This is a genomic window from Paenibacillus sp. BR2-3, assembly GCF_046529485.1.
In the GTDB taxonomy this organism is placed as follows: domain Bacteria; phylum Bacillota; class Bacilli; order Paenibacillales; family Paenibacillaceae; genus Paenibacillus_AQ.
Genome location: NZ_CP126311.1, coordinates 2,245,830 through 2,270,801 on the forward strand (window position 1 = coordinate 2,245,830; position 24,972 = coordinate 2,270,801).

Annotated in this window: 31 protein-coding genes; 30 read left to right on the forward strand and 1 reads right to left on the reverse strand. The window is 48.2% G+C overall.

The features are described from left to right. The first annotated feature begins 7 nt into the window (after positions 1 to 7). Positions 8 to 799 (forward strand): metallophosphoesterase, encoded by a 792-nt coding sequence (locus PaeBR_RS10670; RefSeq protein ID WP_410515151.1) that lies wholly within the window; start codon positions 8 to 10, stop codon positions 797 to 799. A 7-nt stretch (positions 800 to 806) separates the two neighbouring features. Here the strand turns inward: PaeBR_RS10670 and PaeBR_RS10675 are convergent, their stop codons facing one another. Then, complete coding sequence (locus PaeBR_RS10675; RefSeq protein ID WP_410514781.1) at positions 807 to 1,718, reverse strand: polysaccharide deacetylase family protein; 912 nt, start codon at positions 1,716 to 1,718, stop codon at positions 807 to 809. Between the two features lie 85 nt (positions 1,719 to 1,803). Here PaeBR_RS10675 and PaeBR_RS10680 point away from each other — a divergent pair, with 85 nt between their 5' ends. The 29 genes from PaeBR_RS10680 (at position 1,804) to PaeBR_RS10820 (ending at position 24,968) form a co-directional block, all read left to right on the forward strand. After that, positions 1,804 to 2,172, forward strand: coding sequence for a hypothetical protein (locus PaeBR_RS10680; protein ID WP_410514782.1), 369 nt, complete (start codon positions 1,804 to 1,806; stop codon positions 2,170 to 2,172). A 189-nt stretch (positions 2,173 to 2,361) separates the two neighbouring features. Further along, a complete protein-coding gene (locus PaeBR_RS10685) occupies positions 2,362 to 2,976 on the forward strand; it encodes a genetic competence negative regulator (protein WP_410514783.1) in 615 nt (204 codons plus the stop codon). Positions 2,977 to 3,074: 98 nt separating this feature from the next. Next, entirely contained in the window at positions 3,075 to 3,770 is a 696-nt protein-coding gene (gene prsW / locus PaeBR_RS10690; RefSeq protein WP_410514784.1) for a glutamic-type intramembrane protease PrsW, read from the forward strand. Between the two features lie 76 nt (positions 3,771 to 3,846). Then, a complete protein-coding gene (locus PaeBR_RS10695; protein ID WP_410514785.1) occupies positions 3,847 to 3,993 on the forward strand; it encodes a hypothetical protein in 147 nt (48 codons plus the stop codon). 121 nt (positions 3,994 to 4,114) lie between these two features. Continuing rightward, positions 4,115 to 5,473, forward strand: a complete 1,359-nt coding sequence (gene ypeB, locus PaeBR_RS10700; protein ID WP_410514786.1) for a germination protein YpeB — start codon at positions 4,115 to 4,117, stop codon at positions 5,471 to 5,473. 165 nt (positions 5,474 to 5,638) lie between these two features. Next, positions 5,639 to 6,292 (forward strand): flagellar brake protein, encoded by a 654-nt coding sequence (locus PaeBR_RS10705; RefSeq protein WP_410514787.1) that lies wholly within the window; start codon positions 5,639 to 5,641, stop codon positions 6,290 to 6,292. Positions 6,293 to 6,421: 129 nt separating this feature from the next. After that, positions 6,422 to 7,132, forward strand: coding sequence for a (d)CMP kinase (cmk, locus tag PaeBR_RS10710; protein ID WP_410514788.1), 711 nt, complete (start codon positions 6,422 to 6,424; stop codon positions 7,130 to 7,132). Then, positions 7,129 to 7,713, forward strand: a complete 585-nt coding sequence (locus tag PaeBR_RS10715; protein WP_410514789.1) for a lysophospholipid acyltransferase family protein — start codon at positions 7,129 to 7,131, stop codon at positions 7,711 to 7,713. Before cmk ends, PaeBR_RS10715 begins: the two co-directional genes overlap by 4 nt. Before the next feature lie 124 nt (positions 7,714 to 7,837). Beyond that, entirely contained in the window at positions 7,838 to 9,181 is a 1,344-nt protein-coding gene (gene rpsA, locus PaeBR_RS10720; RefSeq protein ID WP_410514790.1) for a 30S ribosomal protein S1, read from the forward strand. Between the two features lie 231 nt (positions 9,182 to 9,412). Further along, on the forward strand, positions 9,413 to 10,735 hold the full coding sequence (gene der, locus PaeBR_RS10725) for a ribosome biogenesis GTPase Der (protein WP_410514791.1): 1,323 nt from the start codon (positions 9,413 to 9,415) through the stop codon (positions 10,733 to 10,735). 12 nt (positions 10,736 to 10,747) lie between these two features. Beyond that, positions 10,748 to 11,365, forward strand: coding sequence for a glycerol-3-phosphate 1-O-acyltransferase PlsY (gene plsY, locus PaeBR_RS10730; RefSeq protein ID WP_410514792.1), 618 nt, complete (start codon positions 10,748 to 10,750; stop codon positions 11,363 to 11,365). Next, the gene (locus PaeBR_RS10735) at positions 11,358 to 12,398 is read left to right on the forward strand and encodes an NAD(P)H-dependent glycerol-3-phosphate dehydrogenase (protein ID WP_410514793.1); all 1,041 of its coding nucleotides are present in this window, start codon (positions 11,358 to 11,360) and stop codon (positions 12,396 to 12,398) included. The genes plsY and PaeBR_RS10735 overlap by 8 nt, the downstream gene beginning before the upstream one ends. Positions 12,399 to 12,465: 67 nt before the next feature. After that, positions 12,466 to 12,741 (forward strand): stage VI sporulation protein F, encoded by a 276-nt coding sequence (locus tag PaeBR_RS10740; protein WP_410514794.1) that lies wholly within the window; start codon positions 12,466 to 12,468, stop codon positions 12,739 to 12,741. 136 nt (positions 12,742 to 12,877) lie between these two features. Next, a complete protein-coding gene (locus PaeBR_RS10745; protein WP_410515152.1) occupies positions 12,878 to 13,048 on the forward strand; it encodes a DUF2768 family protein in 171 nt (56 codons plus the stop codon). A gap of 200 nt (positions 13,049 to 13,248) precedes the next feature. Next, positions 13,249 to 13,875, forward strand: coding sequence for a hypothetical protein (locus PaeBR_RS10750; protein WP_410514795.1), 627 nt, complete (start codon positions 13,249 to 13,251; stop codon positions 13,873 to 13,875). Next, a complete protein-coding gene (locus PaeBR_RS10755) occupies positions 13,856 to 14,248 on the forward strand; it encodes a 2Fe-2S iron-sulfur cluster-binding protein (protein WP_410514796.1) in 393 nt (130 codons plus the stop codon). Before PaeBR_RS10750 ends, PaeBR_RS10755 begins: the two co-directional genes overlap by 20 nt. Before the next feature lie 42 nt (positions 14,249 to 14,290). Then, positions 14,291 to 15,049, forward strand: coding sequence for a hypothetical protein (locus PaeBR_RS10760; protein WP_410514797.1), 759 nt, complete (start codon positions 14,291 to 14,293; stop codon positions 15,047 to 15,049). A gap of 433 nt (positions 15,050 to 15,482) precedes the next feature. Beyond that, positions 15,483 to 16,961, forward strand: a complete 1,479-nt coding sequence (spoIVA, locus tag PaeBR_RS10765) for a stage IV sporulation protein A (RefSeq protein WP_410514798.1) — start codon at positions 15,483 to 15,485, stop codon at positions 16,959 to 16,961. Positions 16,962 to 17,261: 300 nt separating this feature from the next. Beyond that, entirely contained in the window at positions 17,262 to 17,534 is a 273-nt protein-coding gene (locus PaeBR_RS10770) for an HU family DNA-binding protein (RefSeq protein WP_410514799.1), read from the forward strand. 122 nt (positions 17,535 to 17,656) lie between these two features. Beyond that, positions 17,657 to 17,905 carry a trp RNA-binding attenuation protein MtrB gene (gene mtrB, locus PaeBR_RS10775; protein WP_410514800.1) on the forward strand — a complete coding sequence of 83 codons (249 nt, stop codon included), beginning with the start codon at positions 17,657 to 17,659 and terminating at the stop codon, positions 17,903 to 17,905. A 99-nt stretch (positions 17,906 to 18,004) separates the two neighbouring features. Continuing rightward, positions 18,005 to 18,547 carry a hypothetical protein gene (locus tag PaeBR_RS10780; RefSeq protein WP_410514801.1) on the forward strand — a complete coding sequence of 181 codons (543 nt, stop codon included), beginning with the start codon at positions 18,005 to 18,007 and terminating at the stop codon, positions 18,545 to 18,547. Between the two features lie 113 nt (positions 18,548 to 18,660). Then, entirely contained in the window at positions 18,661 to 19,530 is an 870-nt protein-coding gene (locus tag PaeBR_RS10785; protein WP_410514802.1) for a heptaprenyl diphosphate synthase component 1, read from the forward strand. A 3-nt stretch (positions 19,531 to 19,533) separates the two neighbouring features. Next, a complete protein-coding gene (locus PaeBR_RS10790; RefSeq protein ID WP_410514803.1) occupies positions 19,534 to 20,280 on the forward strand; it encodes a demethylmenaquinone methyltransferase in 747 nt (248 codons plus the stop codon). Then, positions 20,280 to 21,155 (forward strand): UbiA-like polyprenyltransferase, encoded by an 876-nt coding sequence (locus PaeBR_RS10795; protein ID WP_410514804.1) that lies wholly within the window; start codon positions 20,280 to 20,282, stop codon positions 21,153 to 21,155. Before PaeBR_RS10790 ends, PaeBR_RS10795 begins: the two co-directional genes overlap by 1 nt. Beyond that, on the forward strand, positions 21,152 to 21,754 hold the full coding sequence (locus PaeBR_RS10800) for a UbiX family flavin prenyltransferase (protein ID WP_410514805.1): 603 nt from the start codon (positions 21,152 to 21,154) through the stop codon (positions 21,752 to 21,754). Before PaeBR_RS10795 ends, PaeBR_RS10800 begins: the two co-directional genes overlap by 4 nt. Positions 21,755 to 21,758: 4 nt before the next feature. Beyond that, the gene (locus tag PaeBR_RS10805; RefSeq protein ID WP_410514806.1) at positions 21,759 to 22,619 is read left to right on the forward strand and encodes a menaquinone biosynthetic enzyme MqnA/MqnD family protein; all 861 of its coding nucleotides are present in this window, start codon (positions 21,759 to 21,761) and stop codon (positions 22,617 to 22,619) included. Then, complete coding sequence (locus PaeBR_RS10810; RefSeq protein WP_410514807.1) at positions 22,616 to 23,584, forward strand: polyprenyl synthetase family protein; 969 nt, start codon at positions 22,616 to 22,618, stop codon at positions 23,582 to 23,584. Before PaeBR_RS10805 ends, PaeBR_RS10810 begins: the two co-directional genes overlap by 4 nt. Positions 23,585 to 23,700: 116 nt before the next feature. Continuing rightward, positions 23,701 to 24,144, forward strand: a complete 444-nt coding sequence (gene ndk / locus PaeBR_RS10815; RefSeq protein ID WP_410514808.1) for a nucleoside-diphosphate kinase — start codon at positions 23,701 to 23,703, stop codon at positions 24,142 to 24,144. Positions 24,145 to 24,170: 26 nt separating this feature from the next. Then, positions 24,171 to 24,968 carry a CheR family methyltransferase gene (locus PaeBR_RS10820; RefSeq protein ID WP_410514809.1) on the forward strand — a complete coding sequence of 266 codons (798 nt, stop codon included), beginning with the start codon at positions 24,171 to 24,173 and terminating at the stop codon, positions 24,966 to 24,968. Positions 24,969 to 24,972: the final 4 nt, after the last annotated feature.

Here is a 24,972-nt window from a genome sequence, read left to right on the forward strand (position 1 = left end):
GACGGCAGTGATAGCTGCAGGTTTGATGATAGTCCAGGCCTATGGGAAGGAGATTATTGCCGAGGAAATAGTACTGGATTCGCTGCCGGAGCCATTTGACGGTTTTCGTATCCTGTTTATTACGGATATCCACCGCCGCCGGCTTCCATCGGCTAAGCTGTCTCTCTTAAAGGGGAGAGTGGATGCAGTCTTTCTTGGCGGTGATCTAACGGAGAAAGACAGCCCTTTGGAGCGGTTTGCCGATAATATAGCACTGCTTGTCTCAATTGCGCCGTTGTACGCTGTTCATGGCAACCACGACCACAAAGCAAATACCCCGGTCGTCGATAACATCATCCGGGGTAGAGGGGGCCATTTACTGCTTGATGAGAATGTGGCTTTTGTGAGGGAAGATACCACTCTATGGCTTACCGGGGTGGATTATCCGAGAAGCAGCGGGAAGATCTCTTACGCTCCATTGCCGCCGCTCCCCTTCAGTGAAAGTGAAAATCCGTGCCGCATTATTCTGGTGCATGATCCGTTATGGCTGTCTCAGAGCGGCTCTGTGCCGGGGGACCTTGTACTGGCCGGCCACACCCATGGCGGACAGATAATACTGCCCTTTATCGGACGGAGACATGTAGAAGCATTCTATCGTACATACGATGCCGGAATGTTTCAATGGCCGAAAGGTGACGGTACAAAGGCCTTTGCCAAGGTGCTGATCAGCCGCGGATTCGGCACCTCTCATTTGCCGCTGCGCTGGCGCAGTCCGGCGCAAATGCATGTGCTGACTTTACGCCGGGAGCCTTCTTCCTGAAACGGGATCAGCGCATTTTCAACTCAATGCTTTGTGGATCAACAAAGCTGTAGCCTTTGCTCTCCAATGTACTCAGCAGAGTATCCAGACCTTCTACAGTCCAGGGAAGCTCATGCATGAGGATATTACTCCCGGAGTGCAGCTGATCCGTTACATTCTTAATCAGCTTCTGGGTTTTTCCGGTTTCTTGCTCTTTCATTTCCCAGTCCAGGGAACCGACGGACCAGTTCATAAAGAGCATTCCGTACTCTGCAGCTACCTTTTTCCCTTCTTCGCCACCTGCGCCAAACGGAGGACGGAAGAAATGGGGAACCTCCCCTGTAATCTCCTTGACCAAATTCTGAACATCTTCGAGCTGCTTCCTAACGGCGGCATAGGATTTGTCTTTGAGAACAATATGATCCCAGCTGTGATTACCGATAATTCCACCGCGGTCATGAATGAGCTTTAACAGTTCAGGATGCTCTTTTACACGATAGCCATTTACGAAAAATATCGCTTTGGCGTTATGTTTGTCCAGCGTATCCAACAGGGAATTGATCATACCTGCTTCCTTTGGGCCATCATCAAATGTAAGCAGGACAACTTTTTTGGGCGTGCCTGCCTCATTGGGGATGATGTCATAATTCTTGTTCATATGGTACAGAAGAGGCACCTCTGCTGGTTTTAATTCGGTGGACTGGGGAGCTGATGAAGCTGCCGGTACAACCGCCGACGGACTTGGCTGCGGTGAAAGAGTTCCTTCACCACCGTTTTCTTCTTGGTCCGGCAAAGTTGATATTACAGATGTGGCAGCCGCCGTGGGCTGCTGGTTTGTCTGGATGGCTGCATTTCCGCCGTTTCCGCTGTTATTGCTGCATGACACCAGCAGAAACGTGGCCAAAAGGAGCACTGCTGTCTGTTTACCCACATTTTTCATCTCGCTTTCCTTTTATTAGACTGTATGAGCCGGAATTTTTCAGCGAACACTAGTCATGATTTTACCATAGAAGGAGGTTAGAGTAATGAAATCTTCGAAATTTATGTTCGGAGTCATGGTTGGTGTAGCCGCTAGTATGTATATGTCCAAAAAACGAAAATCAATGATGTCATCTTTTGGTCAATCGAACGGTTCCATGGGTGGCGCCGCTGATAAGGCTAAGGATAAAATTATGGGAATGGCTATGACCGGCTTCGGGAGCACTTCGGCAAATAATGCGGCCGGAAGCACCACGCAAGGCAGCAACCAGACGACTCAAAAGAACGGCGCTCCAATTCAGTCTAAGGAAGAAAATTTAAAAATGATGAAGGATTTTATCCGCAGCAACCCTGATGTCAAGCATGAAGTGGAGCATATTCTTAAAGAAACACATACAACCATACCCGGTTTGTAACCTCTTTAAGCTCCTGCAGAATCATTTTGGGGATGCAATTATCTCCAAAATGATTCTTTTTTGTATATTAAATTACGTGCATTTGTAGCGGTGAAATGATAACATACATACATAGTAACCATTTTTGGCTCATTACTCGGGACTCATCATACATTATACTAAATGAGCTTGCAAAAGGAGGATCCTGTCATGAGAATAGAGCGTTTAAGTCAAGATAAGATACGGATTTTCCTCACTTTTGACGACCTGAGCGAGCGGGGCATCCAGAAGGAAGATATGTGGCAGGAAGTTCCAAAGGTGCACGACCTCTTTACGGAAATGATGGACCAGGCTTACAGTGAACTTGGTTTCGACGCAACGGGTCCGCTTGCCGTGGAAGTGTTCGCTTTGCCCGCGCAGGGAATGGTCGTTATAGTGACCCGGGGAAAATATGATCACCATCAGTACGGTATGTCCGGGGAAGAAGAATTGCCTGAAGAGATTTACGAAATGGAAGTTACCCTTGAACAAAGCGACTCCATTGTATACGCATTCCGCGATTTTGAAGTTCTGATTGAAGCGGCTCATGTGCTCATCGGCAATATTACTTCCGAGGGAAAACTGTATTCTTATAAAGATAAATGGTTCCTTTACTTCGACCCGAAGGAATTTGAGGAATCTGCTCTCATCGGTCTAATCGCTGTATTGGCCGAATTCGGGGAATCATCGTCTGTTACTGAAGCAGTGCTGGATGAATACGGTAAGACGGTTATGCCGGAGAATGCGGTACAACTGCTGTGCACTCATTTTAAACGTCAGGACTAAGCCGTCCGTGTCCGGATTGAAGATGTCTTCAATCCGGTCGTCACGGTTCGGATGATACCGGGCATCTTGTAAAGAGACCTGGACAGGGAGGTTATTCGGTGCTTTTGTTATCGGTCATTTCGTCAGCAGTAGCACCGGGACTCGCTTTGCTGACCTATTTTTATTTGAAAGACAAGTATGATCAGGAGCCGCTCCATATGGTCATCAAAGTCTTTCTCCTGGGCTTTTTGATAGTTTTTCCAGTAATGATTATTCAAAGAGGTCTAGTGCTGGGTATAGATGGCGGCTCCTATGTGGATTCGTTCCTCATTTCCGCCGGCGTGGAAGAAGGCTTGAAATGGTTTGTGCTCTATCATATGATCTACAATCATACCGAATTTGACGAGCCATACGATGGGATACTATACGCCGTGGCTATTTCGCTCGGCTTTGCAACGATAGAGAATGTCATGTACGCCTGGTATAGCCATGCCTCACTCGGCTCCATGTTTTTAAGGGCGCTGCTGCCCGTTTCAGGACATGCTATGTTCGGTGTCATCATGGGCTATCACATGGGCAGGGCCAAATTTTCGCAGGGAATCAGAACCCGCAGAATTCTTTTAATATCCTTGCTTCTGCCTTGGTTATGGCACGGGATATATGATTTTATTCTTAATACAACCGCTAACTATTGGATCTGGTTCATTATCCCGTTAATGGCCATATTATGGTACGGGGGTATGGGGAAGGTAGCGAGAGCCAACAACCGATCTCCTTTTCGTTTTTTGAAACGGGAAGAAGAGGTTAACCTGTAATAGAGATGGACACACTTACATCTGAAGGATAGTTCCGAAAATGAGGGATTCCAGTCAGGAGGAAGGTGTCTTTTTTTTGCGCGTAAAAGTTCGTATTCTTTGCAAACAGTGCGGCGAGACCTACATATTAAGGGGAATTAAAGAGCAGGGCGTGATCCAGACGGGCTTCAAGCAGTGCCTGTGCAGCAATAGCAGCGGATTCCAGATTGAAGAGCGGCTATAATTGCAGCTTCGGGTGCACTATGGATTTGAGCGAGAATCATTGTGGAGATTTTTGTGAATAAGACTCCTTCGTTATTGTCAAACTAACGGCAATAAGCTATGGAAAGGAGTTTTGCAGCCTTATGTATAAAAGATGGAGTGCCGTTATGTTTCCTCTTACCACGCTGCTGCTGATCGGAGCGCTAGTATGGGGATATCAGGTGAACAAGCAGAAAAATGCGATTATGATCAAGGCGGAGAACCAGTATCAGCGCGCCTTTCATGATTTGTCGTACCACGTGGAGCGACTGCACGGGGAACTGGGCAATACCCTCGCAGTTCGTTCAGCTTCAGACGGGATGCACCGTAAAGGACTGGTCAATGTGTGGCGGCTGACCAGTGAGGCGCAGAACGAGATAAATCAGCTGCCTCTCGCACTGCTGCCTTTCAGTGAGACTGAGGAGTTTCTCTCGAAGATTTCCAATTTTTCTTATAAAGCCGCTGTTCGTGATTTTACTAAAAAACCTCTTACAGAAGGGGAACTGAACAATTTAAAAGAGCTCTACAAAAGCTCAGGAGAAATCTCCAAAGACCTGCAGGAGGTTCAGAACAAAGTAATTGATAACCGGCTGCGCTGGGTGGATGTTGATTTGGCTTTGGCATCCGATGAAGAACCTTCGGACAACACGATTATTGATGGCTTCAAGACCGTCGATAAAAGGGTTTCGGCCTATCCGGAATTAGACTATGGACCTTCTGTAGCCAGTATTTATGATACACGTTCTGTAAAAAAGCTGGGTGGAGCTCCCGTCACGGCGGAGAACATCAAAACCAAGGCTGCTAAATTTGCAGGTGCAGGAAGCGGAGCTAAAATCGAAGTTCGTGAGAATGGTAAGGGCACTGAGTGGGCGTCTTATACAGCAACAGTTAGCGGTCCACAAGGAACGGTGCCCATCAGTATGGACTTTACTACCAAGGGTGGCCTGCTGATTTCTTATAACGAAAACCGGGAAGTCGGAACTGCCCGGGTATCCATGAAGAAGGCTGTATCCAAAGCACAGGAGTTTCTGAAGCAAAAGGGATATCCTAATATGACTGCTGTCCGTGCTGATCGTTACGATAATCTCGGTAATTTAACCTTTGTAACCGACAAGGATGGTGTGCTGATCTATCCGGAGAAAATGACCGTTCGTGTCGGTCTGGATACAGGTGAGGTTACCGGATTTCAGGCCAATGATTACGTTAATGAGCATGATGACAACCGTGAAATTCCAAAGCCTGAGCTTAGTCTTGCCGAGGCCAGGAAATTTCTGAATTCGGATTTCAAAGAGCTCTATAACCGGCTTGCGTGGATTGAAAATGATGATGCTGAGGAAATGTTGACCTATGAATTCGGGGGCAGAATCAATGGATCGCAATACCGCATTTACTTAAACGCATCGGATGGAAATGAAGAGGCGGTGGAGGAAATCAGAACCTCTTCTGGAGCACAGGATAAATAAAGCATTCCTGCCAAGCAGTTAATATACAAAAGACTGTCCCATGAGCCATTAAAAAGGCCGGTGGCAGTCTCTTTTTTTTGTAATATTATTTTCTCACCCGGCTTTCAAAACGCCATGGTATAATATGCATTAGAATATTTTACTACATAAGTGGCGGTGACAGGTTTGTATCCCAAAATAAACGAATATCTCTACATTCAGATTGCTGCCGGTGACACTGCAGAGGCGGAAATTGAATATAAATCGAGAATCGCAGAGACAGAAGACGACGCGTTCTTGATTGAAATTCCGATTCAGGAGAATAACGGACGGCTCAAAAAGCTGTTTATTGGAGATGAGCTATCGGTTTATTTCGTGACCGAGGGCGGCATCAAGAATTATTTTTATACACATGTTATCGGTTTTAAAGAAGATGTAATCCGCATGGTGCGGGTACGCAAGCCTGTTGAAGAGTCCATCTTTAAAATACAGCGCCGCAGTTTTTTGCGGGTCAACGCTGAACTTGAACTGGCCCTGAAGCAAGGCAGCGGTGCCCGTTTTCTCGTGCGGACAGATGATATCGGCGGAGGGGGAACATCATTCCTTACGGACGTTAGCTTAAAGCTCGAAGTAGGCAGCAAGCTGTCCTGCTGGCTGATGGTGCCGTACCGGAACGGAACTACCGAGCATGTCTATTTTGAAGGAGAAGTTGTAAGAATCAAACCCTTGGAGAACGGACGGAAGCTGGCGATGCTGAAATTTGCCGCCATTTCCGATAGTGAGCGGCAAAAAATTATCCGTTTCTGTTTTGAGCGCCAATTCGATTTCCGTAACCGGTAAAGTCTTTTTTTATCATTTTTTTACTCTGTGCGCTTTTGCACTGACGTACAAACTGTGGTATAATTTTATAAGTCGCAGGCAATGCCTGCTTTTTTCTTGATGAAAGAGTGTTTGAGGAGGAATGCCCCGTTGGATAGGCAGGGTACACACATTAACGACAGAATTAACGTCGCCATAGACGGACCTGCCGGGGCAGGCAAGAGTACTGTAGCCCGATTGGTAGCACAGAAGCTGTCTTACATTTATGTCGATACGGGAGCTATGTACCGGGCGGTAACCTGGTATATGATTCGCGAGGGCATATCGCCGGAGAATTACGATAAAGTGTGTCAAAAGGTACACGATATGGTGATTGAATTAATACCGGAGAAAGATGTGCAGAAGGTGCTGATTAATGGGGAAGATGTAACCCCGCATATTCGCAGCCTTCAGGTGAATGGCCTGGTGTCGCAGTATTCTAAGATTGAAGGCGTAAGATCCAGACTCAGTCATTTGCAGCGTCAGATGGCGCTTCGCAAGGGGGTCGTTATGGATGGCCGCGACATTGGCACAACAGTATTGCCTGATGCCGAAGTGAAGATATTCATGACGGCAAGTGTAGAAGAGCGGGCGCTCCGCCGTTATATGGAATTGAGAGAAGCGGAAGTAGTGAGTCTGCAACAGTTGGAGAAGGATATAGCTGCGCGGGACCGGCTTGATGAAGGTCGGGAGATTTCACCGTTGCGCCGTGCAGAGGATGCCATTCTTCTGGATACGACCTCTATGGATATCCATCAAGCCGTTGAAGCCATTGTGTCCCACTGCAGATCTCATGTTGACGGGGAGAGAAATCATTTATGATTTATGTAATTTGCCGAGGATTATTACGCTTGATTTACGCCATTGTTTTCCCTCTGAAAGTAGTGGGAAGGGAGAACGTGCCGAAAGAAGGCGGAGTATTGCTCTGCGCGAACCACATCAGCTTGCTCGATCCTTTCACAATGGGAATCAAGCTGAAGCGACAGGTAAAGTATATGGCCAAGGCAGAGATTTTTAAAATTCCTGTGCTAGGCTGGATAGCCAAGCAAGTTGGAGCATTTCCTGTCAAGCGTGGGGGCGTAAGCAAAGAATCCATTAAAACGGCTCTTAATACGCTGCGTGGCGGCAACGTCATGGGAATCTTCCCGGAGGGTACTCGTAATTCCGATGTAGGAGCAAAGAAGGGTGCAGCTAGTTTTGCCCTTCGTAGCGGTGCTGCTGTTGTTCCGGCGGCGATCATCGGTCAATACAAGCCTTTTCGCAAAATGGTTGTCATTTATGGTTCACCCATCGATCTCAGTGAATTTGCAGGTGCCGGCAGTGATTCGCTGGAAGCTGTCACAGATGTGATTATGGGCAGGATTCGTGAAATGCTGGAAACGGGTAAGCCAAGCAGTAAGTAATCAGCAAGGTTAAATTACGGCATAGCCGCTATATTTTGGAACATACTATTTGGGAATGCTTGTTTTGAACTCTGCTCTACGCAGGTTTAAATAAATGGGGTTTTGAATCGAGGAGGGTAATCACATGTCTGAGGAAATTAGAAATCAGGAATCTGCGGATAACGTTGAGAACAACGAGAACGCAGAAGCGACAGAAACTGTTGAATCCGCTGTGGTAGAAGAGAACAACGGAGCTGCAGAAGCTGTTGACAGTAATGAAGAAGCGAGCCAAGAAGATTTGGAAGTTATCATTTCCGTGAAAAAAGGCGACACCGTGAAAGGAACGATCGTCAAAATCGAAGATAACCAAGCTTATGTAAGCATTGGATATAAATACGACGGCGTAATTCCGATTCGCGAATTGTCATCCGTACAATTGGACAACGCTGCTGAGGCGGTAGAAGTTGGACAAGAAGTAGAATGCAAAGTGGTTAGCATCAATGACAACAAGGAAAGTCTTGTACTCTCCAAGCGTGCCATTGACAGCGAAAAATCATGGGAAGATTTGGAGAAGTATTTCGCTTCCCAGGAAACCTTTGAAGTTACTGTGGCTGACGTTGTTAAGGGCGGTCTCGTAGCTGATGTTGGCGCGCGCGGATTTATTCCGGCTTCCATGGTTGAACGTCATTTCGTAGAAGACTTCAGTGATTACAAAGGCCGCACTTTGCGCGTTAAAGTGAAAGAACTGGATCGTGAGAACAGCAAAGTAATCCTTTCCGCCAAAGAAGTGCTTGAAGAGGAATTCGAAGCTAACAAGCTTAAAATTATGGGTGAGCTTTCCGAAGGTCAAATTATTGAAGGAACGGTACAACGTTTGACTCAATTCGGCGCTTTCGTTGATGTAGGCGGTGTTGATGGCCTCGTTCACGTATCCGAAATTGCCTGGAACCATGTGGAGAAGCCGTCGGATGTTGTTTCTGAAGGAGACAAAGTTCGCGTTAAAGTACTTAAAGTAGATCCGGAGAAGGGCAAAATCAGCCTGAGTATCAAAGCTGCTGCTCCAGGTCCTTGGGATTCTGCCGGCGATCAAATCAAAATTGGTGATATTGTTACAGGTGAAGTTAAACGCCTTGTCAACTTTGGCGCATTCGTAGAATTGCTTCCGGGTGTTGAAGGTCTTGTGCATATCTCCCAAATTTCTCACAAACATATCGGCACTCCACATGAAGTGTTGAAAGAAGGACAAGAAGTACAAGTGAAAGTACTCGACTTCAATCCATCTGAAAAACGCGTGAGCCTGAGCATTAAAGAAACTGAAGAAGCTCCAGCTCCTTCGGCCAGACCTGAAAGAAGCAGCAACAGCAACAGAGACAGAGGACCTAAAGAAGTGCTTAACAATCCTAACGTTTCGTTAAGCAATGAAGGCCTTAGCTTTACACTTGCTGAGCGTTTTGGCGATAAGCTGGACAAATTTAAGGGTAACAACTAATCCCTTAACTAAGAAGAAACGCCTCCCCGTCCTTTTAGGGACGGGATTCGTTTCATACCGGGTAAAGTAATCGGCGAACCCTCGATGCGGGGGTTCGCCGATTGTGTTTTTGGGGTCCCTGAATCGGGAAATAATAAATTTGCGGTGAGATTGGTGATTTTGAGGAGTGTTAGCCAATTTTATTGTTTTTTGCTATGATGAGTAGCGTAAAGGAAGACAGGAGGAATGAATATGGCAAGACCCGTTGTGGCAATCGTTGGGAGGCCTAACGTCGGAAAATCGACGATTTTTAATCGGCTGATCGGCGATAGACTGGCCATTGTAGAGGATAAGCCGGGCATTACACGTGACCGGATTTACGGTATTTCAGACTGGAATGGCAAGTCATTCAGTGTAATTGATACCGGAGGTATTGAAATTGACGGTGAGGACGCGATCCTGAAATCCATCCGTGTTCAGGCGGAGCTGGCCATTGAGGAAGCGGACGTCATCATTTTTATGTGCGAAGCGAAGAGCGGACTTACGAATTCAGATGAAGAGGTAGCACAAATTCTGTTCCGGTCAGGGAAACCCATTGTGCTGGCCATCAATAAAGTGGACAATATGAAACGTACCGAGGATATTTATGAGTTCTACAGTCTCGGATTCGGAGACCCTATCGGAATTTCCGGCAGTCATGGTACAGGAATCGGTGATCTGCTTGATGCTGTAACTGAGCGTCTGCCTGAACCTAAGGAGGAGGAATACGACGAGGATGTTATTCGTGTGGCTTTAATCGGCCGCCCGAACGTAGGTAAATCATCCTTGGTGAACGCCATTTTAGGGGAAGAACGTGTTATCGTCAGTGATATTGCCGGAACGACACGCGATGCCATTGATACTCCTTTTGAACGTGATGGCCAACGCTATGTGCTTATAGATACCGCCGGCATGCGCAAACGCGGCAAGGTGTATGAAACTACTGAGAAATACAGTGTAATGCGCGCCATGCGTGCTATTGAACGGGCCGATGTTGTACTCGTTGTCATTAACGGTGAAGAAGGTATCATTGATCAGGACAAGCATATCGCCGGTTATGCGCATGATGCAGGAAAAGCGGCGATTTTTGTTGTAAACAAATGGGATGCCATCGAAAAAGATGATAAGACGATGCAGAATTTCGAGAAGAATATCCGTGACCATTTCTTGTTTATGAGTTATGCCCCGGTTGTCTTCTTATCCGCTTTGACCAAGCAGCGTCTGCAAAAACTGCTGCCGGTTGTGCAGCATGTCGCTCAGCAGCATGCTATGCGGATTACTACGCATTTGGTTAACGATGTTGTATCGGATGCCGTGGCCATTAATCCTCCACCGACGGACAAAGGCCGGCGCTTGCGCATTAACTATGTGACGCAGGTTGCGGTTAAGCCGCCCACTATTGTGGTGTTTGTTAACGATCCGTCGCTGATGCACTTCTCCTATGAGCGTTATCTGGAGAATAAGATCCGCGCAGCGTTTAATTTTGGAGGGACGCCGATACGTATCTTTACACGGCGTAAATCCGACGAAGGTTAGGGGAGAATTCGTGTGGCGCTTGAAGTTCTGGTTATCGTTGTAAGCTATTTGATTGGCTCCGTCAGCTTTAGTGTATTGTTCGCCAAGCTTCTGAAAGGAATTGACATCCGTCAGTACGGAAGCGGCAATGCGGGGGCTACCAATACGCTGCGGGTTCTGGGGAAAGGACCTGCAATCATAGTGCTGCTTCTGGATGTGTTGAAGGGAATCGCCGCTGTCTGGCTTGGGACCTGGATTGGCGGATGGGGGTCATGGGTTGCTGCGGCTTGCGGGATCGCCGCCATTATCGGCCACAACTGGCCGCTGTACTTTCATTTTCGCGGCGGTAAAGGCATTGCGACTACGATCGGCGTTATGGCTACTCTCTGTTTCTGGCCGGCATTGACGGCCGGAATTATCGCGATCCTGTCCATATTCATTACCCGCTATGTGTCGCTTGGTTCACTGATTTTTGTGGTTTTAACACCCATCATATATCTGCTGAGCGGATTTACGCAGCCGGTGCTGTGGACCAGCCTCATCATAGCGGTCTTCGCATTTTGGCGGCACCGTACCAATATCGTAAAGATCTTCGAGGGCCGTGAGAACAAAATCGGCTCCAAAGCCAAAGGGGGGAACCGCGTTGTCTGATAAGGTCACCGTACTGGTCGCAGGAAGCTGGGGAACAGCGCTGGCTAGCGTGCTGGCGGCCAACCATCCGGAAGTTTATCTGTGGACGCGTAATCCTGAGCAGGCTGCGGAGATCAATGGATCCCACACCAATCAGCAATATTTGCCGGGAATTGACCTCCCTGTCAACATTGTTGCCACCACGAATATGGAGACTGCTGTAGCTGGTTCTAAAGCAGTAGTTATAGTAGCTCCTTCTTCTGGTATGCGCCAGGTCACCCAAGCCTTGAAGCCATATTGGAAGGAAGATATGCTGTGCGTTCATGCAACGAAGGGGTTCGAGACGGAGAGTATGAAGCGTATGTCAACCGTCATATCCGAGGAACTGGGCATACAGGAAGGAAAAGTGGTGGTGCTCTCCGGGCCCAGCCATGCCGAAGAGGTCGTCCGCCGTTGTCCTACAACGGTTGTTGTTGCTTCACCGGACGATAAGGCTGCAGCAGCAGCGCAGGAGTTGTTCATCAACAACGACTTCCGGGTCTATACGAATCGTGATTTGATTGGTGTAGAGCTTGCCGGAGCACTCAAGAATATTATTGCGCTCGGTGCGGGTCTTTCGGATGGTCTCGGTTTTGGAGATAATGCGAAAGCGGCGCTGCTCACTCGCGGACTGGCTGAAATTTCCCGTGTGGGTGTCGAAATGGGCGCCAACCCTTTGACCTTTGCCGGACTGGCAGGTATCGGCGACCTGGTCGTAACGGCAACCAGCCAGCATAGCCGTAACTGGCGTGCAGGCTTCATGCTTGGACAAGGCAAGCCGCTGCAGGAAGTGCTGGATTCAATGGGAATGGTAGTAGAAGGTATCCGCACGACGCAAGCTGCCTATGCGATCTCGGCCCAACTGAACGTTCAGATGCCGATTACGGATCAGATTTATCATGTACTCTTTCAAGGCAGAAGCCCCCGCAGTGCCGTCGAAGCGTTGATGGGGCGTGACCGGAAGACCGAAATGGAAGCTATTTCGCAGGAAACCTGGGAGCAATGGCATTCCTGAGCACTTTCACCATTTGCCGTAAATTCTCATATGTTGTTAATGGGTATTGACGGAGGAGGGATGAAAAGTGAGCAAGAGTTTTTCCAAGGATGCGTTGAACGCCATTAACAAAAAAGCGGGCAAAAATATTACCGAAGGCGCCGTCAAAAAGCTGGCCAGCACAGTCAAGCCGGGGACGATGCAGAATGAAGCCCAGCTCCGCCAGTTAATTAAGCAGGTGTCATCAATGGCTAAAGTACCGGTCAGTGAAGATACAGTACAAGATATTATCAATGCGGTTAAAAAAGGCGGCGCAGGTACGGGAACGATAGAAACATTAATGAAAATGATGCTTAAAAAATAGCTTATCTTTTTTAAGACAAGAGCAAAAGAACCTGGCAGATCATCCTGCCGGCGGCTTTTGTTCTTTTTTTGATCCGGTTCATGATATAATGTTGCCTATAAAATGCAGCTGATGGGGGGATTTGGCCTTGGATCCGATGACAAAAATGTGGTTGTCGCTGATCGCTATACTGATTATGGGATTGTCTGTATTTCTGATTACTTTTGCACGCAGCAGGACAAAGGGTCTGATCAGAGCTGTACTGTCCGTGTTTGCTTTTGTGATCATGATTATTGGCCTTCTGGGTGGAGTCGCCTCAATTATGTAAGCCGTTACAAGGGAAAAGCATTACCAAAGAGATAAAGCCCCAGCTGGGAATGACACTGCTTGCGCATGCTTTGAAGCAGTTAAGACACCAGGAATCATTATAGCGATGAACAGAACGTATTTCTGAAAATAAGGTTTCTGAAAATAAGGTTTCTTCTTAGCAATCGCACTTCGACTTTTGTTGAAATGGGGACTGAGGCGATGTCTGGTTTGGAAATGCGTCCTGGGCTGCTTGAAGCGTTGAGAAATGTAAGCGGTCTATTAAGCTTTGATTGGGAGGAGAAGCCGCCTCTATGGCTGCTTGGCGGCAGCTGCGGACTGCTGCTGCATGGGGTGCCGCTGGAGGTGTCTCCACGTGATATAGATTTGTATGCGGACTTGGGAGAAGCTGACGTCCTGCACAGCGCCTTAAGCAAATGGGCGCTTAACCATCCGGAGGAAGACTGGAGCCGGGGCTGTTTCTCGCTAAGAAGCCAATACAGGCTGGAAGAATATTCTGCTGAACTGGTATGCGGCTTCAAGGTATGCTTCGGACTTTCGCAGTATACTGTAGAGACAAGCCTGTTGCTTCAGGATGCTCCTCGTACCTATTTTGAAGGTATCGGACATCTGAGGCTTATGCCTCTGGCTCATGAGTTTGTGTTTAACGTAATGCGTGGCAGGCGGGACCGATATGAGGGCATAGCTGCTGTAATGAGGAAGAACCTGGCTAATCATTTGCCGCTGCTGCAGACCTTGATTGACCACAATTTACTGGAACAGTCTCATGTACTACTAATCGAAGAGCTTTTGGCAGTTTCTTTGTCGCATGAACTGGAAAGGATGTGACCTCATGAATTCGCAAAAGGGGCTAACGGTGGTATTTCAGCCGGATGGCCGTAAAGCTGTCGTACCCCGCGGTGTAACGCTGCTGGAGGCTGCGCGTAAGGCGGGTGTAGCGATTACAACACGCTGTGGGGGGAAAGCGGGTTGTCTGATGTGTAAAGTAACGATGGAAAGTCAGGAAGCGGCGTTTGTGCGCCCCCCAGGTGATGCTGAACGCCGCAAGCTGGGAGGCTTGCTGGACAAAGGGGTGCGTCTGGCCTGCCAAACAGCCGTATGGGAGGATGTCACTGTCATCGTCCCGGAAGATCCGTTGAAAGCTGCTGTACGTCGTAAGCTGGAAGCTGCGCGGCGTAGGGAAGACGATGCGCTTTGGTAATCCCGTCTATATCATTTCGGGCACAGGAGGAAGGAGGACACAGTGAGATACATACGAAAGGATTGGGCTTCCCAAGGCCGTATACTAATCTTAATAAGCGTTTTTCTTTCTCTGTCAATCACACTATCGGGTTGTCTGTACCCTGAAGATAAAGAGGGGCGGACAAAGGTGAATTACCGGGAAAGTGTAAGGCGGATACAGTCTGCTGTAGATGATTATCAGAAGGAGGAAGGACTCCTGCCGATCATCAATGCCGAGACCACGACCCCTAGATATGAGAAATTCCGGGTTGATCTTAACCTGCTGAATCAAAAAGGGTATCTGGATGATATCCCCGCCACAGCTTTTGAGAAGGGAGGCAGCGCTTATTTTTTGATTTTAAACGAAGAGAGCAGCCCTACTGTTAAAGTGATGGATCTTGCTACCGTACAGAAGGTGAATGATGTGCAGCTTCAGGTAACCCGGTATATGTCTGCTCATGGAGGGGCGCTTCCGTCGGGGGAGGAAATTTATCCGGGATTATATTTATTAGATACCAAAAAGGCGGGAATTGGCTCTGTTGAGCTAACGAGTGTCTATTCCGGTCAAGTATTACCCTTTCTTATGGATATAGAGGGAAAAGTATATGTCGACTATGTATTTGATATTATGGCTGTTATTAACAAGAACGGGGGCGGTCACGAGCAGAATAAGGATCTGAGGCTTGCTCTGGAGCAGGCTTCCTATTTTGTGCCGGTCAAGTCGTTGCCTTACCTATGGATAAATGAACAGCCTGTGCCGCAGGCGCCGAACGGACAATAAGGCCGGAACGCACCCTCAATCGCAGCTTTCCACATGGAGAATCCCCTCCATGATTGGAAAGGGCGATTTCTTTAGGTTGTGATCTAAATAGTGGTTCTTTTCAAAGTCCCGTCCTCATATGATTGATGAGAAAGCTTCCGGGTGCCGAACGCTTGCGATGCGTATCTTCTTTGGAATTCATAACTCAAATTGTGCAAAAGCAGGTCATAAATTCGTACTGGATACATATGATGATACTAGTCCAAATGCATGTCCGAGCATTCGGAGTTTAGCGCGGGGCAGTACGTTCCGTTTTCGTAAGCGGCTAAGCTTCGGGCGGACATACGAAAAGCCCGGTTAATGTCCTGTAGAAGGGTCATGACTACCGGCGGAACGCGAAGTCGATGCTCTTCAGGCATTTTTTCTTCGGAGTAATATGAGGAGGGGATCTCTTTTGGAAAAAGTGGATATTTTCAAGGACATTGCCGAGCGAACCGGCGGAGACATTTATCTTGGAGTCGTCGGCGCGGTCCGCACGGGAAAATCGACATTCATCAAACGCTTTATGGAGACGATTGTATTGCCCAACATCACGAGTGAAGCCGATCGTTTGCGGGCAATAGATGAGCTTCCGCAAAGCGCGGCAGGCAAAACCATCATGACAACCGAACCTAAATTCGTCCCTAACAACGCTGTGCAAATCAAGGTGGCGGAAGGGCTTGAGGTGAATGTACGGCTGGTGGACTGTGTAGGCTACGCTGTAGATGGCGCCAAAGGCTATGAGGACGAAAATGGACCGCGGATGATCTCGACACCGTGGTTCGAGGAACCGATTCCGTTCCAGGAGGCAGCGGAAATCGGTACAAGAAAGGTTATTCAGGAGCACTCCACGCTTGGAGTAGTTGTAACTACAGATGGTTCGATTGCCGAGATTCCCCGCGGCTCTTATGTAGATTCAGAAGAGCGGGTGATTGCGGAGCTGAAGGAGGTCGGCAAGCCGTTCGTGCTTGTTATTAACTCTACACGGCCTCGCAGTGAGGAGACGCAGCAGCTTCGGGGAGAACTGGCCGCCAAGTATGATATACCGGTCATGGCGCTCAGCGCAGCGAATATGAGCGAGGATGATGTCACGGGTGTTCTGCGTGAAGTATTGTATGAATTCCCGGTACATGAGGTTAATGTGAATCTCCCAAGCTGGGTTATGGTGCTGGATGAGAATCATTGGCTGCGCAGCAGTTACGAAAACTCGGTTCGTGATACGGTTAAAGATATCCGCCGCCTGCGGGATGTAGACCGTCTTGTAGCCCAATTTACAGAATATGAATTCATTGAAAGAGCGGGCCTCAGCGGTATGAATATGGGGCAGGGGGTTGCGGAAATTGACCTGTACGCTCCAGAAGAGCTTTATGATCAAGTGCTCATGGAGGTTGTGGGCGTTGAAATCCGCGGCAAGGATCATCTTCTGCAGCTGATGCAGCAATTCTCGCATGCCAAACGCGAATATGACCGCTTTGCCGAAGCACTGGAAATGGTCAAAACGACCGGCTATGGGATTGCAGCACCTTCACTGGCGGAAATGGCGCTTGATGAACCGGAGCTGATCCGCCAGGGCTCGCGCTTCGGAGTCCGTCTGAAAGCGACTGCCCCTTCCATCCATATGATTCGTGTAGACGTGGAATCGGAGTTCTCGCCGATTATCGGAACCGAGAAACAAAGCGAAGAGCTTGTGCGTTATCTGATGCAGGATTTCGAGAATGACCCGATCAAAATTTGGGAATCAGATATTTTTGGAAGATCACTGCATTCCATCGTCCGCGAAGGCATTCAGGGTAAAATCGCCATGATGCCGGATAATGCCCGCTATAAGCTTCAGGAAACACTAGGCCGTATTATTAACGAAGGCTCTGGCGGTTTAATCGCCATTATTCTGTAAATTAATACGAACTTTGAAATGGGTTTCACATTGGAGCAGGCGCTGTCCTGCTCTTTTTGCGTTTTTTAGGACTTTATAGGTCTATGAAATCATTTAAATTTTGAAAGAAAGGTGATACTTTCTGCTCTTTTTTAAGTAACGCCTTGAAATTATGGATGGGCTGTATTACTATAAGTTTGTTGCGCTTTAGGGACAATGATGCGCCAGAGTCTTGCTGATAGCGGGTTATCACGTATATTTTACGCGTAAACGGAAACAGTGAGTGATATTGCAACACATTGGTCGGGGAGGTGAGAAGACATGAACAAATCAGATTTGATCAACGCAGTAACGGAAGCAACTGAACTTCCCAAGAAAGATGTTACCAAAGCTGTAGATGCTGTATTCGAAGCCATTACGGAAGCTCTGCAAGGCGGTGACAAAGTGCAATTGGTTGGATTTGGAAACTTTGAGGTGCGCGAGCGTTCAGCACGTAAAGGCCGTAATCCGCAAACCGGTGAAGAAATCGAAATTCCTTCGAGCAAAGTTCCGGCATTCAAACCCGGTAAAGCGCTTAAAGACGGAATCAAATAAAGATTTCTACATATCCATATCCTAATTTGGTTATACACAACCATGCCGCCCTCCAAGGCGGCATTTGTTTTTTGAATGGCATACAGGTACATTCTAAATACATTCAGAGGAGGATCAGAGATATGACTGATAACAAAAATTCCGGCAACCCGGTACCCGCAGGCAGCGATTATATCGTAGTCAAAGCGAAGGAGAACGGTGTTCAGGTAATCGGGTTAACCAGAGGCCTGGATACAAGGTTTCATCATACGGAGAAGCTGGACAAAGGCGAGGTGCTCATCGCTCAATTTACCGATCATACCTCGGCTATGAAAATTCGCGGCAAAGCCGAAATATGGAGCAAGCACGGACAACTGGAGAGTGAAAGCTGAAAAGCAGGCATAGCCTGCTTTTTTTCGAAATATAAGTAAGTATGAGATATCGTATAAAGGCCTAAAGACACGGATACGCTGGATAGAGGGGGAGAATCCATGAACCGGGCATGGTGGGTCGGAGCTGTTCTGCTGCTAAGCGCGGCATCTGCTGTAGTATTGCCGAAGCTGGCAGATCTGAATTCCGTCCTGCATAAGGAGCAGGGGGTTGTAGAAACCTTTATCGGCGGCGGTCATACGACGCTTAACGAGGACAATCTTGTAGATACTCTGGGGGCTCTGCCCCTGCTGCTGCCCATCGACAGCGTGGGCTGGAAGAACGAGGTCCTGTCGCTGGACCTGAAGGTTACAAGCAGTGATCATGAACCGGACGAGATATATAAGGATATGGCCCAAGTCATTTCCTTTGCTTTCCAGGACACATCGAATGTGAATCAGCTTCTGCTGCGTATTATTGTTGAGGACAAATGGCTTGGAAGCCGGCGACTTTTACTGGCCGGAGACATCAGACGTGAAGAATGGTCCCGCGAGCTGCAGCGTGAACTTGAATCTGCGGGGAATAATCTTCTCTCGGCCCGGGTTCAGACCGGTTTTCGGATTAGCGAAAGCGATCTTTGGAAAAAGCAGTTCATAACTCCCTGAGCGGGGTAAAAGAAACTAGGACCGTCCACGGTGCGTGACAAAATAACATGTGATATAATAGACAAGATTGTGAACAAAGTAACTGTCATAATGTCATTGGCTCGGAGGCTGAAATGAAACCGTACCGCATACCACAGCTAGCTAAACCCTATACCGACTACGACATGATTCAGCGGCATACGGAATTGCCGCCGTTTCCTGATGTCCGTGGACATTTGTTATATATTTTTCTGAACCATGGTACTACGGGCCCCCAACGAAATGATGAATTATACACGTTGGTAACTACACTTATACAGCTGGGCCTGGATACCCATGAAGCTATTGACCGTTCAAACGGAGAACCGGGTGGAGATCCTATGCGCTCCCGTCAGCTTAAGGTGCTTGCAGGAGACTATTTCAGCAGCTGGTTCTACCAGTTACTCGCAAGACATGAGCAAATTGAGATGGTTGGCATCCTTAGCGCGGCAATCGCTGAATTGAATGTGATGAAGGCGAACCTTTACAGCAAGATGAAGGGAATGCTCTTCTCGGGTGAACAATATCTTCGGCACATGGTACAGCTGAATATGCGGCTGTTCCTTTCTTTTACCCCAATGATTGAAGATTCGCTTAAAGAGCTGTGGCAAAATCTGCTTCGTGAATTCTGCCAATGCGAGACGGTTGCGGTGGAACTGCGGCGAGGCGGAGAGCCATCAAGTGCGTTTGACGGTTACAGTTACTGGCATATACTTGAGGCTGCAGCAGAGGATGAGAAACAACTGCTTCGGGATCGTAGTCTGGATCTCAAGGATTGGAAGAAGTTAAAGATGAAATATAAGTGTGATTCCCTGCTTAGGGACAAGCTGCACAAATCTGTGGATACCATTCAGGGAATGCTGCAGGGAATTAAAGATGAGAGCTTAATTAACGAACTCAATGCTGCACTGGACCGCTTCCTCCTGCAGATGAAAATTTCGGGACAAGCCGCCGGGGAGGGTTAATGAATGTCTATTGAGAAAACAACTGCCGGTCCTGAGGTTACTGTGAAGCCGAAAGAGCAGTACGTACATTCGGTATTCGAAAGCATAGCTGGCAATTATGATATTATGAACGATATTTTAAGCTTTCGCCGCCACAAAGCATGGCGTAAATTCGCTATGAAGAAAATGGCGATGAAGCCGGGAGATAATGCGGTAGATTTATGCTGCGGCACCTGTGACTGGAGTATTACAATGGCTGAAACTACAGGAAACGGATCTGTTGTCGGGCTTGATTTCAGCGCGGGAATGCTTGAGGTTGGCCGCCGCAAGATTGAAGAACGCGGGCTTGGAGAGCAAATCTCTCTCGTACAGGGGAATGCAATGAATCTTCCTTTCGGAGATCATTCTTTCGATTATGCAACCATCGGTTTCGGTTTGCGGAATGTGCCGGATCTGGTTCAGGTACTGAACGAAATGAAGCGTGTTGTGAAGCCTGGCGGTATGGTGGTCTGTCTGGAGCTGTCCAAGCCTACGGTTCAGCCCTTCAAAGGCATATATTATTTTTATTTCCGGCGCGTTCTGCCCTTGCTGGGCAAACTGTTCGCCAAGAGCTATCAGCAATATAAATGGCTTCCTGAATCTTTAGCGATCTTTCCCGACCGGCAGCAGCTGGCCTCGATTTTTCGTGAAACCGGATTGCAGAAAGTGGAATCTTTCCCCTTGACCGGAGGCATCGCGGCATTACATATTGGACTCAAGGAGAAACTTTGATGTTTAAGAAAATGGGCATTTTTTTGCAAATGATCAAGTTTGAGCATACGGTATTTGCTTTACCCTTTGCCTTTATGGGAGCATTACTCGGCTCTGTTGTAATGTTCGGATCATTGCCGTCATGGAGTAAGATTGGTTGGATAGTCATCGCGATGTTTGGAGCACGCAGTGCGGCCATGGGACTGAATCGTCTGATTGACCGGATAAGCGACGCCAAAAATCCCCGGACAGCCGGAAGGGCAATTCCCGTGGGACTTCTAAAGACGGGAGAAGTCATTTTATTTATCGCTGTTTCATTTTTTCTGTTATTCTGGGCCGCTTTTCAACTGAACTCTCTATCTACGAAGCTGCTGCCAATCGCTGTCTTTCTACTGGTCTTTTATTCTTTTACCAAACGTTTTACCTGGGCATGTCATCTTATTCTGGGCCTAACGATCGCCCTGGCGCCGCTCGGCGGATGGGTAGCGGTAACAGGAAATGTAGACTGGACGGCCATGGTATTCTACTTCACGATTGTGTTCTGGACGGCTGGATTCGATATCATTTATTCCTGCCAGGATGTTGAGTTTGATACGAATGAAGGGCTGTACTCCATTCCAGTCCGGTTCGGCGTTGCGCGTGCTCTCGTCATAGCCCGTGTGTTCCACATTTTGACCGGGGTTGGTTTCGTATCTCTACTGTTTATTACCGATTTGAGCTGGTGGTATGTTGCCGGTATGCTGATCGCCTACATTATTCTTTTTTATGAGCATCATATTGTATCTCCGAGCGATTTAAGCCGTTTGCAAACCGCATTTTTCACCATGAACGGCGTGCTCAGCATCGTGGTATTCTCGTTCACTTTGATTGACTTGGTGGTGCAGTTCTACAAATGATCCACACGAAACCTAAGAGCTTTGTTGTCGGGATTACCGGGGCGAGCGGTGCGATTTATGGTGTTCGCCTTACTGAAACTTTGCTGTCTATGGGATATACTGTGCATTTGGTTGTTAGTCATGCGGGCTGGCGCGTACTCAAGGAAGAGCTCGGCGTTAATACCTCAGACCGGGACGGTTTTTTGAGCGATAAGTTCAAAGACTGCCCCGGTTCTCTGCTGTATCACCCTATCGGCGATATAGGTGCGTCTATAGCCAGCGGCTCCTTCCGTGTAGAGGGTATGATTATTATGCCTTGCTCAATGGGAACGCTGTCAGCTGTAGCCAATGGAACCTCGGATAATCTGATGACACGTGCGGCAGACGTTATGCTGAAGGAAGGGCGCCAGCTCGTGCTCGTTCCCCGCGAAACGCCGCTGCATGCGATTCATCTTGAAAATATGCTGAAGCTGTCCCGTTTGGGAGTTCGAATGATTCCAGCCATGCCCGCCTTTTATTTTGGTCCGCAGAGCTTGGAGGATCTCGTGAACTTTATGGTTGGCAAAGTGCTGGACAGCTTCAATATTGAACATGCTTTATTTCGCAGATGGGAGGGTTGAACTTATGGACATTAACGGGCCTACCGTTATCGGCAAAATCAGCTATACAAACTCATGGCCGGTATTTCATAATTTCCATCCTGCTTCCCTGAGCCACCCTGCCGAAATGGTAACTGAAGTGCCTGCGATTCTGAATCGGGGCATGAGCGAAGGCAGCATTCATGTCGGGGCGTTATCTTCTTTCGCTTATGCTGAAGCCAGTGACAGGCTGCTCCTGCTGCCGGATTTATCCGTCAGCTCGGAGGGCCCTGTCAAGTCTATCCTCCTGTTTTCACGGGTTCCCGTAAAGGAGGCAGCGAACGGTGTCATTGCTTTAACCAACACTTCCGCAACCTCGGTCAATCTGCTGAAGATTTTATTGGAGAAGGCTTATGGGGGAAAGCCGCAGTACATTAGCGTTGACCCCGATCTGGATGTCATGATGGAGAATGCCGACGCTTGTCTGCTGATAGGTGATAATGCAATTAAGGCTTCCTGGCAGGATCAAGGGTATATCGTTACAGATCTCGGGGCACTTTGGAAAGAGTGGACAGGCCTGGGGATGACATTTGCAGTCTGGGCCGTAAATAGAGAAGCTGCACTTAAAAAGCAGGAGGCCATATCGGAGATTGCTGACGCCTTTGCGGAAAGTAAGAAACGTGGTCTCAGGGATCTTGTGCCGATTGTCCGTGATGCCTGCTCCATGGTCGGAGGAACCGAGGCCTATTGGTACGGGTACTTCCGTAATTTATGCTATGATTTTGGAGAAAGGCAGCAGAAAGGTCTGAACCTCTATTTCCGCTATGCCTACGAATTGGGCCTGCTGCCGCAGGAAGTGAAGATGGAGCTTTGGAGTCACAATCTGCTGACTAGGGTGAAGGAATGAAACGACTGCAAATATTCGGTTTGCTGAATAAAGATATGGATCATATCGAAAAAGAGTTATACCGCAGTGTCCAGGGCGACGATGCCCTGCTGACCGAGACCTCTCTTCACTTGCTGAAGGCCGGGGGTAAACGTCTGCGTCCTGTATTTGTGCTTATGGGCGGTAAATTCGGACAGTATGACCTGGAGAAGCTGAAGCGTGTTGCGGTTCCCTTGGAACTGATCCACAGCGCATCGCTCGTTCACGACGATGTTATAGATGATGCGGACCTCCGGCGTGGTGAGCCGACTGTAAAGGCTAAATGGGGCGATAAAATTGCCATGTACACCGGTGATTATATTTATGCGAAGGCATTGGTTATGACCAGCGAGCTGAAAAATCCGCGAATCCACCAGATTTTGTCTAAAGCGATGGTAGAAATGTCCATTGGCGAAATGGAGCAAATTCGTGATTTCTTCAACAGTGAGCAGAGTGTTCGCCATTACTTGCGGCGTATTCGCCGCAAAACGGCGCTGCTGATTGCGATCAGCTGCCAGCTTGGCGCACTTGCCGCAGATGCAGACCCGGAAGATGCACGGCTGCTCTACAACTACGGATACAATGTTGGGATGGCCTTCCAGATTCGAGATGATCTCCTGGATCTTTCCGGGACCGAGAAACAAATCGGCAAGCCTCCGGGCAGCGATATGCGACAGGGCAACATCACCTTGCCGGTGATATACAGTCTTGAAGATGACAGGCTCCGGGACCTCTTGCTTGAGGAGCTGGAATTAATCCGCGAAGGCCGCAACGGGGTAGGGCGGGCCATTGATCTGATCCTCTCCGGTGAAGGAATCAGCCGGGCGGAGGAACTGGCTTCACACTACATAACCAAGGCGTTGGCAGCGCTCGATGGTCTGCCTAACAACAAGACCAAGCGCAGCTTGCGCGACATTGCTTTTTTCGTTACCGGGAGAGCTTATTAGGAGCCTGACGATGAGAGGCTTGCAAATCCGATATTAAGCGTTCACAGAGGCTGTTGTTTCTGTTAAAATATCGTAAAAAACACATCCTTCGAAAAGAGAAATGGAGAGTGGACTCTATGGAGCAGACATATCTGATGATCAAGCCCGATGGTGTGCAGCGCGGATTAATTGGCCGTATCGTTGCCCGTCTGGAGGACAAAGGCTTCAAATTGGCAGCCGCCAAGCTGATAACGATTACAGAACAGCAGGCAAAGAAACATTATGCGGAGCATGAAGGAAAGGAATTTTTTCCGGAACTGGTTTCTTTTATTACCTCGGGTCCTGTATTTGCCATGGTCTGGGAGGGGGATGACGTCGTGGCCTTGTCACGGCTGCTCATAGGCAAGACCAAGGTAGGTGAAGCTTTACCGGGCACCATCCGCGGGGATTTCGCCAGCCATACGCCGCTCAACCTGATTCACGGCTCGGATTCACCGGAGAGCGCACAGCGGGAAATTGCCAATTTCTTTGCCCCGGAAGAACTGGCCCAGTATCATAAAGACATCGCAGCTTGGATTTAAGATCCGGCAGGAGGCAGGGGAAAATCATGTCCGAACGTGAAGCCACAATTGCGGACCCCGATTACATTGGGTTTATTCATAATATCAAACAAAGCACCGGAATAGATCTGGCTCAATATAAAGAAGCACAGATGAAGCGGCGCCTGACCACTCTTCGTGTGAAGAACGGATTTCATAGCTTTGCCGAATTTTTTACTGCAATGATGAAGGATAAGTCTTTATTTTATGAATTTCTGGACCGGATGACGATTAATGTCTCCGAATTCTGGCGTAATCCGAATCGCTGGGAAATTTTGCGTGATGTGATCCTGCCTGAACTGCAGCGCGGCGGCCGCAGACTGAAGCTGTGGAGCGCCGCATGCTCCACTGGGGAAGAGCCTTATACGCTAGCCATGATTCTGTCCGGTAAGGATATTCTTGCGAATACCGGAATTCTGGCCACGGATATTGATGACGGAGCCTTGTTCAAGGCAAAGCAGGGCATTTATTTGGAACGTTCCCTTAAGGATGTGCCAAAGGATGTGGCAGAACGTTACTTTAAGCCCGAAGGGCCGGTATATAAGGTTGACGAGTCGCTGAAAAAAAATATCGATTTCCGCAAACAAAATCTGCTCCTGGACAAGTTCGACGAAGGCTTTGACCTCATCATTTGCCGCAATGTGATGATCTATTTCACTGAAGAGGCCAAGGGCAAGCTATATCAAAAGTTCTCGAACAGCCTGCGTCCAGGCGGATATTTGTTCGTAGGCAGCACGGAGCAGATTTTTACGCCATCCCAGTACGGCTTCGAATCAACGGAAACGTTCTTCTACCGTAAAAAATAATATT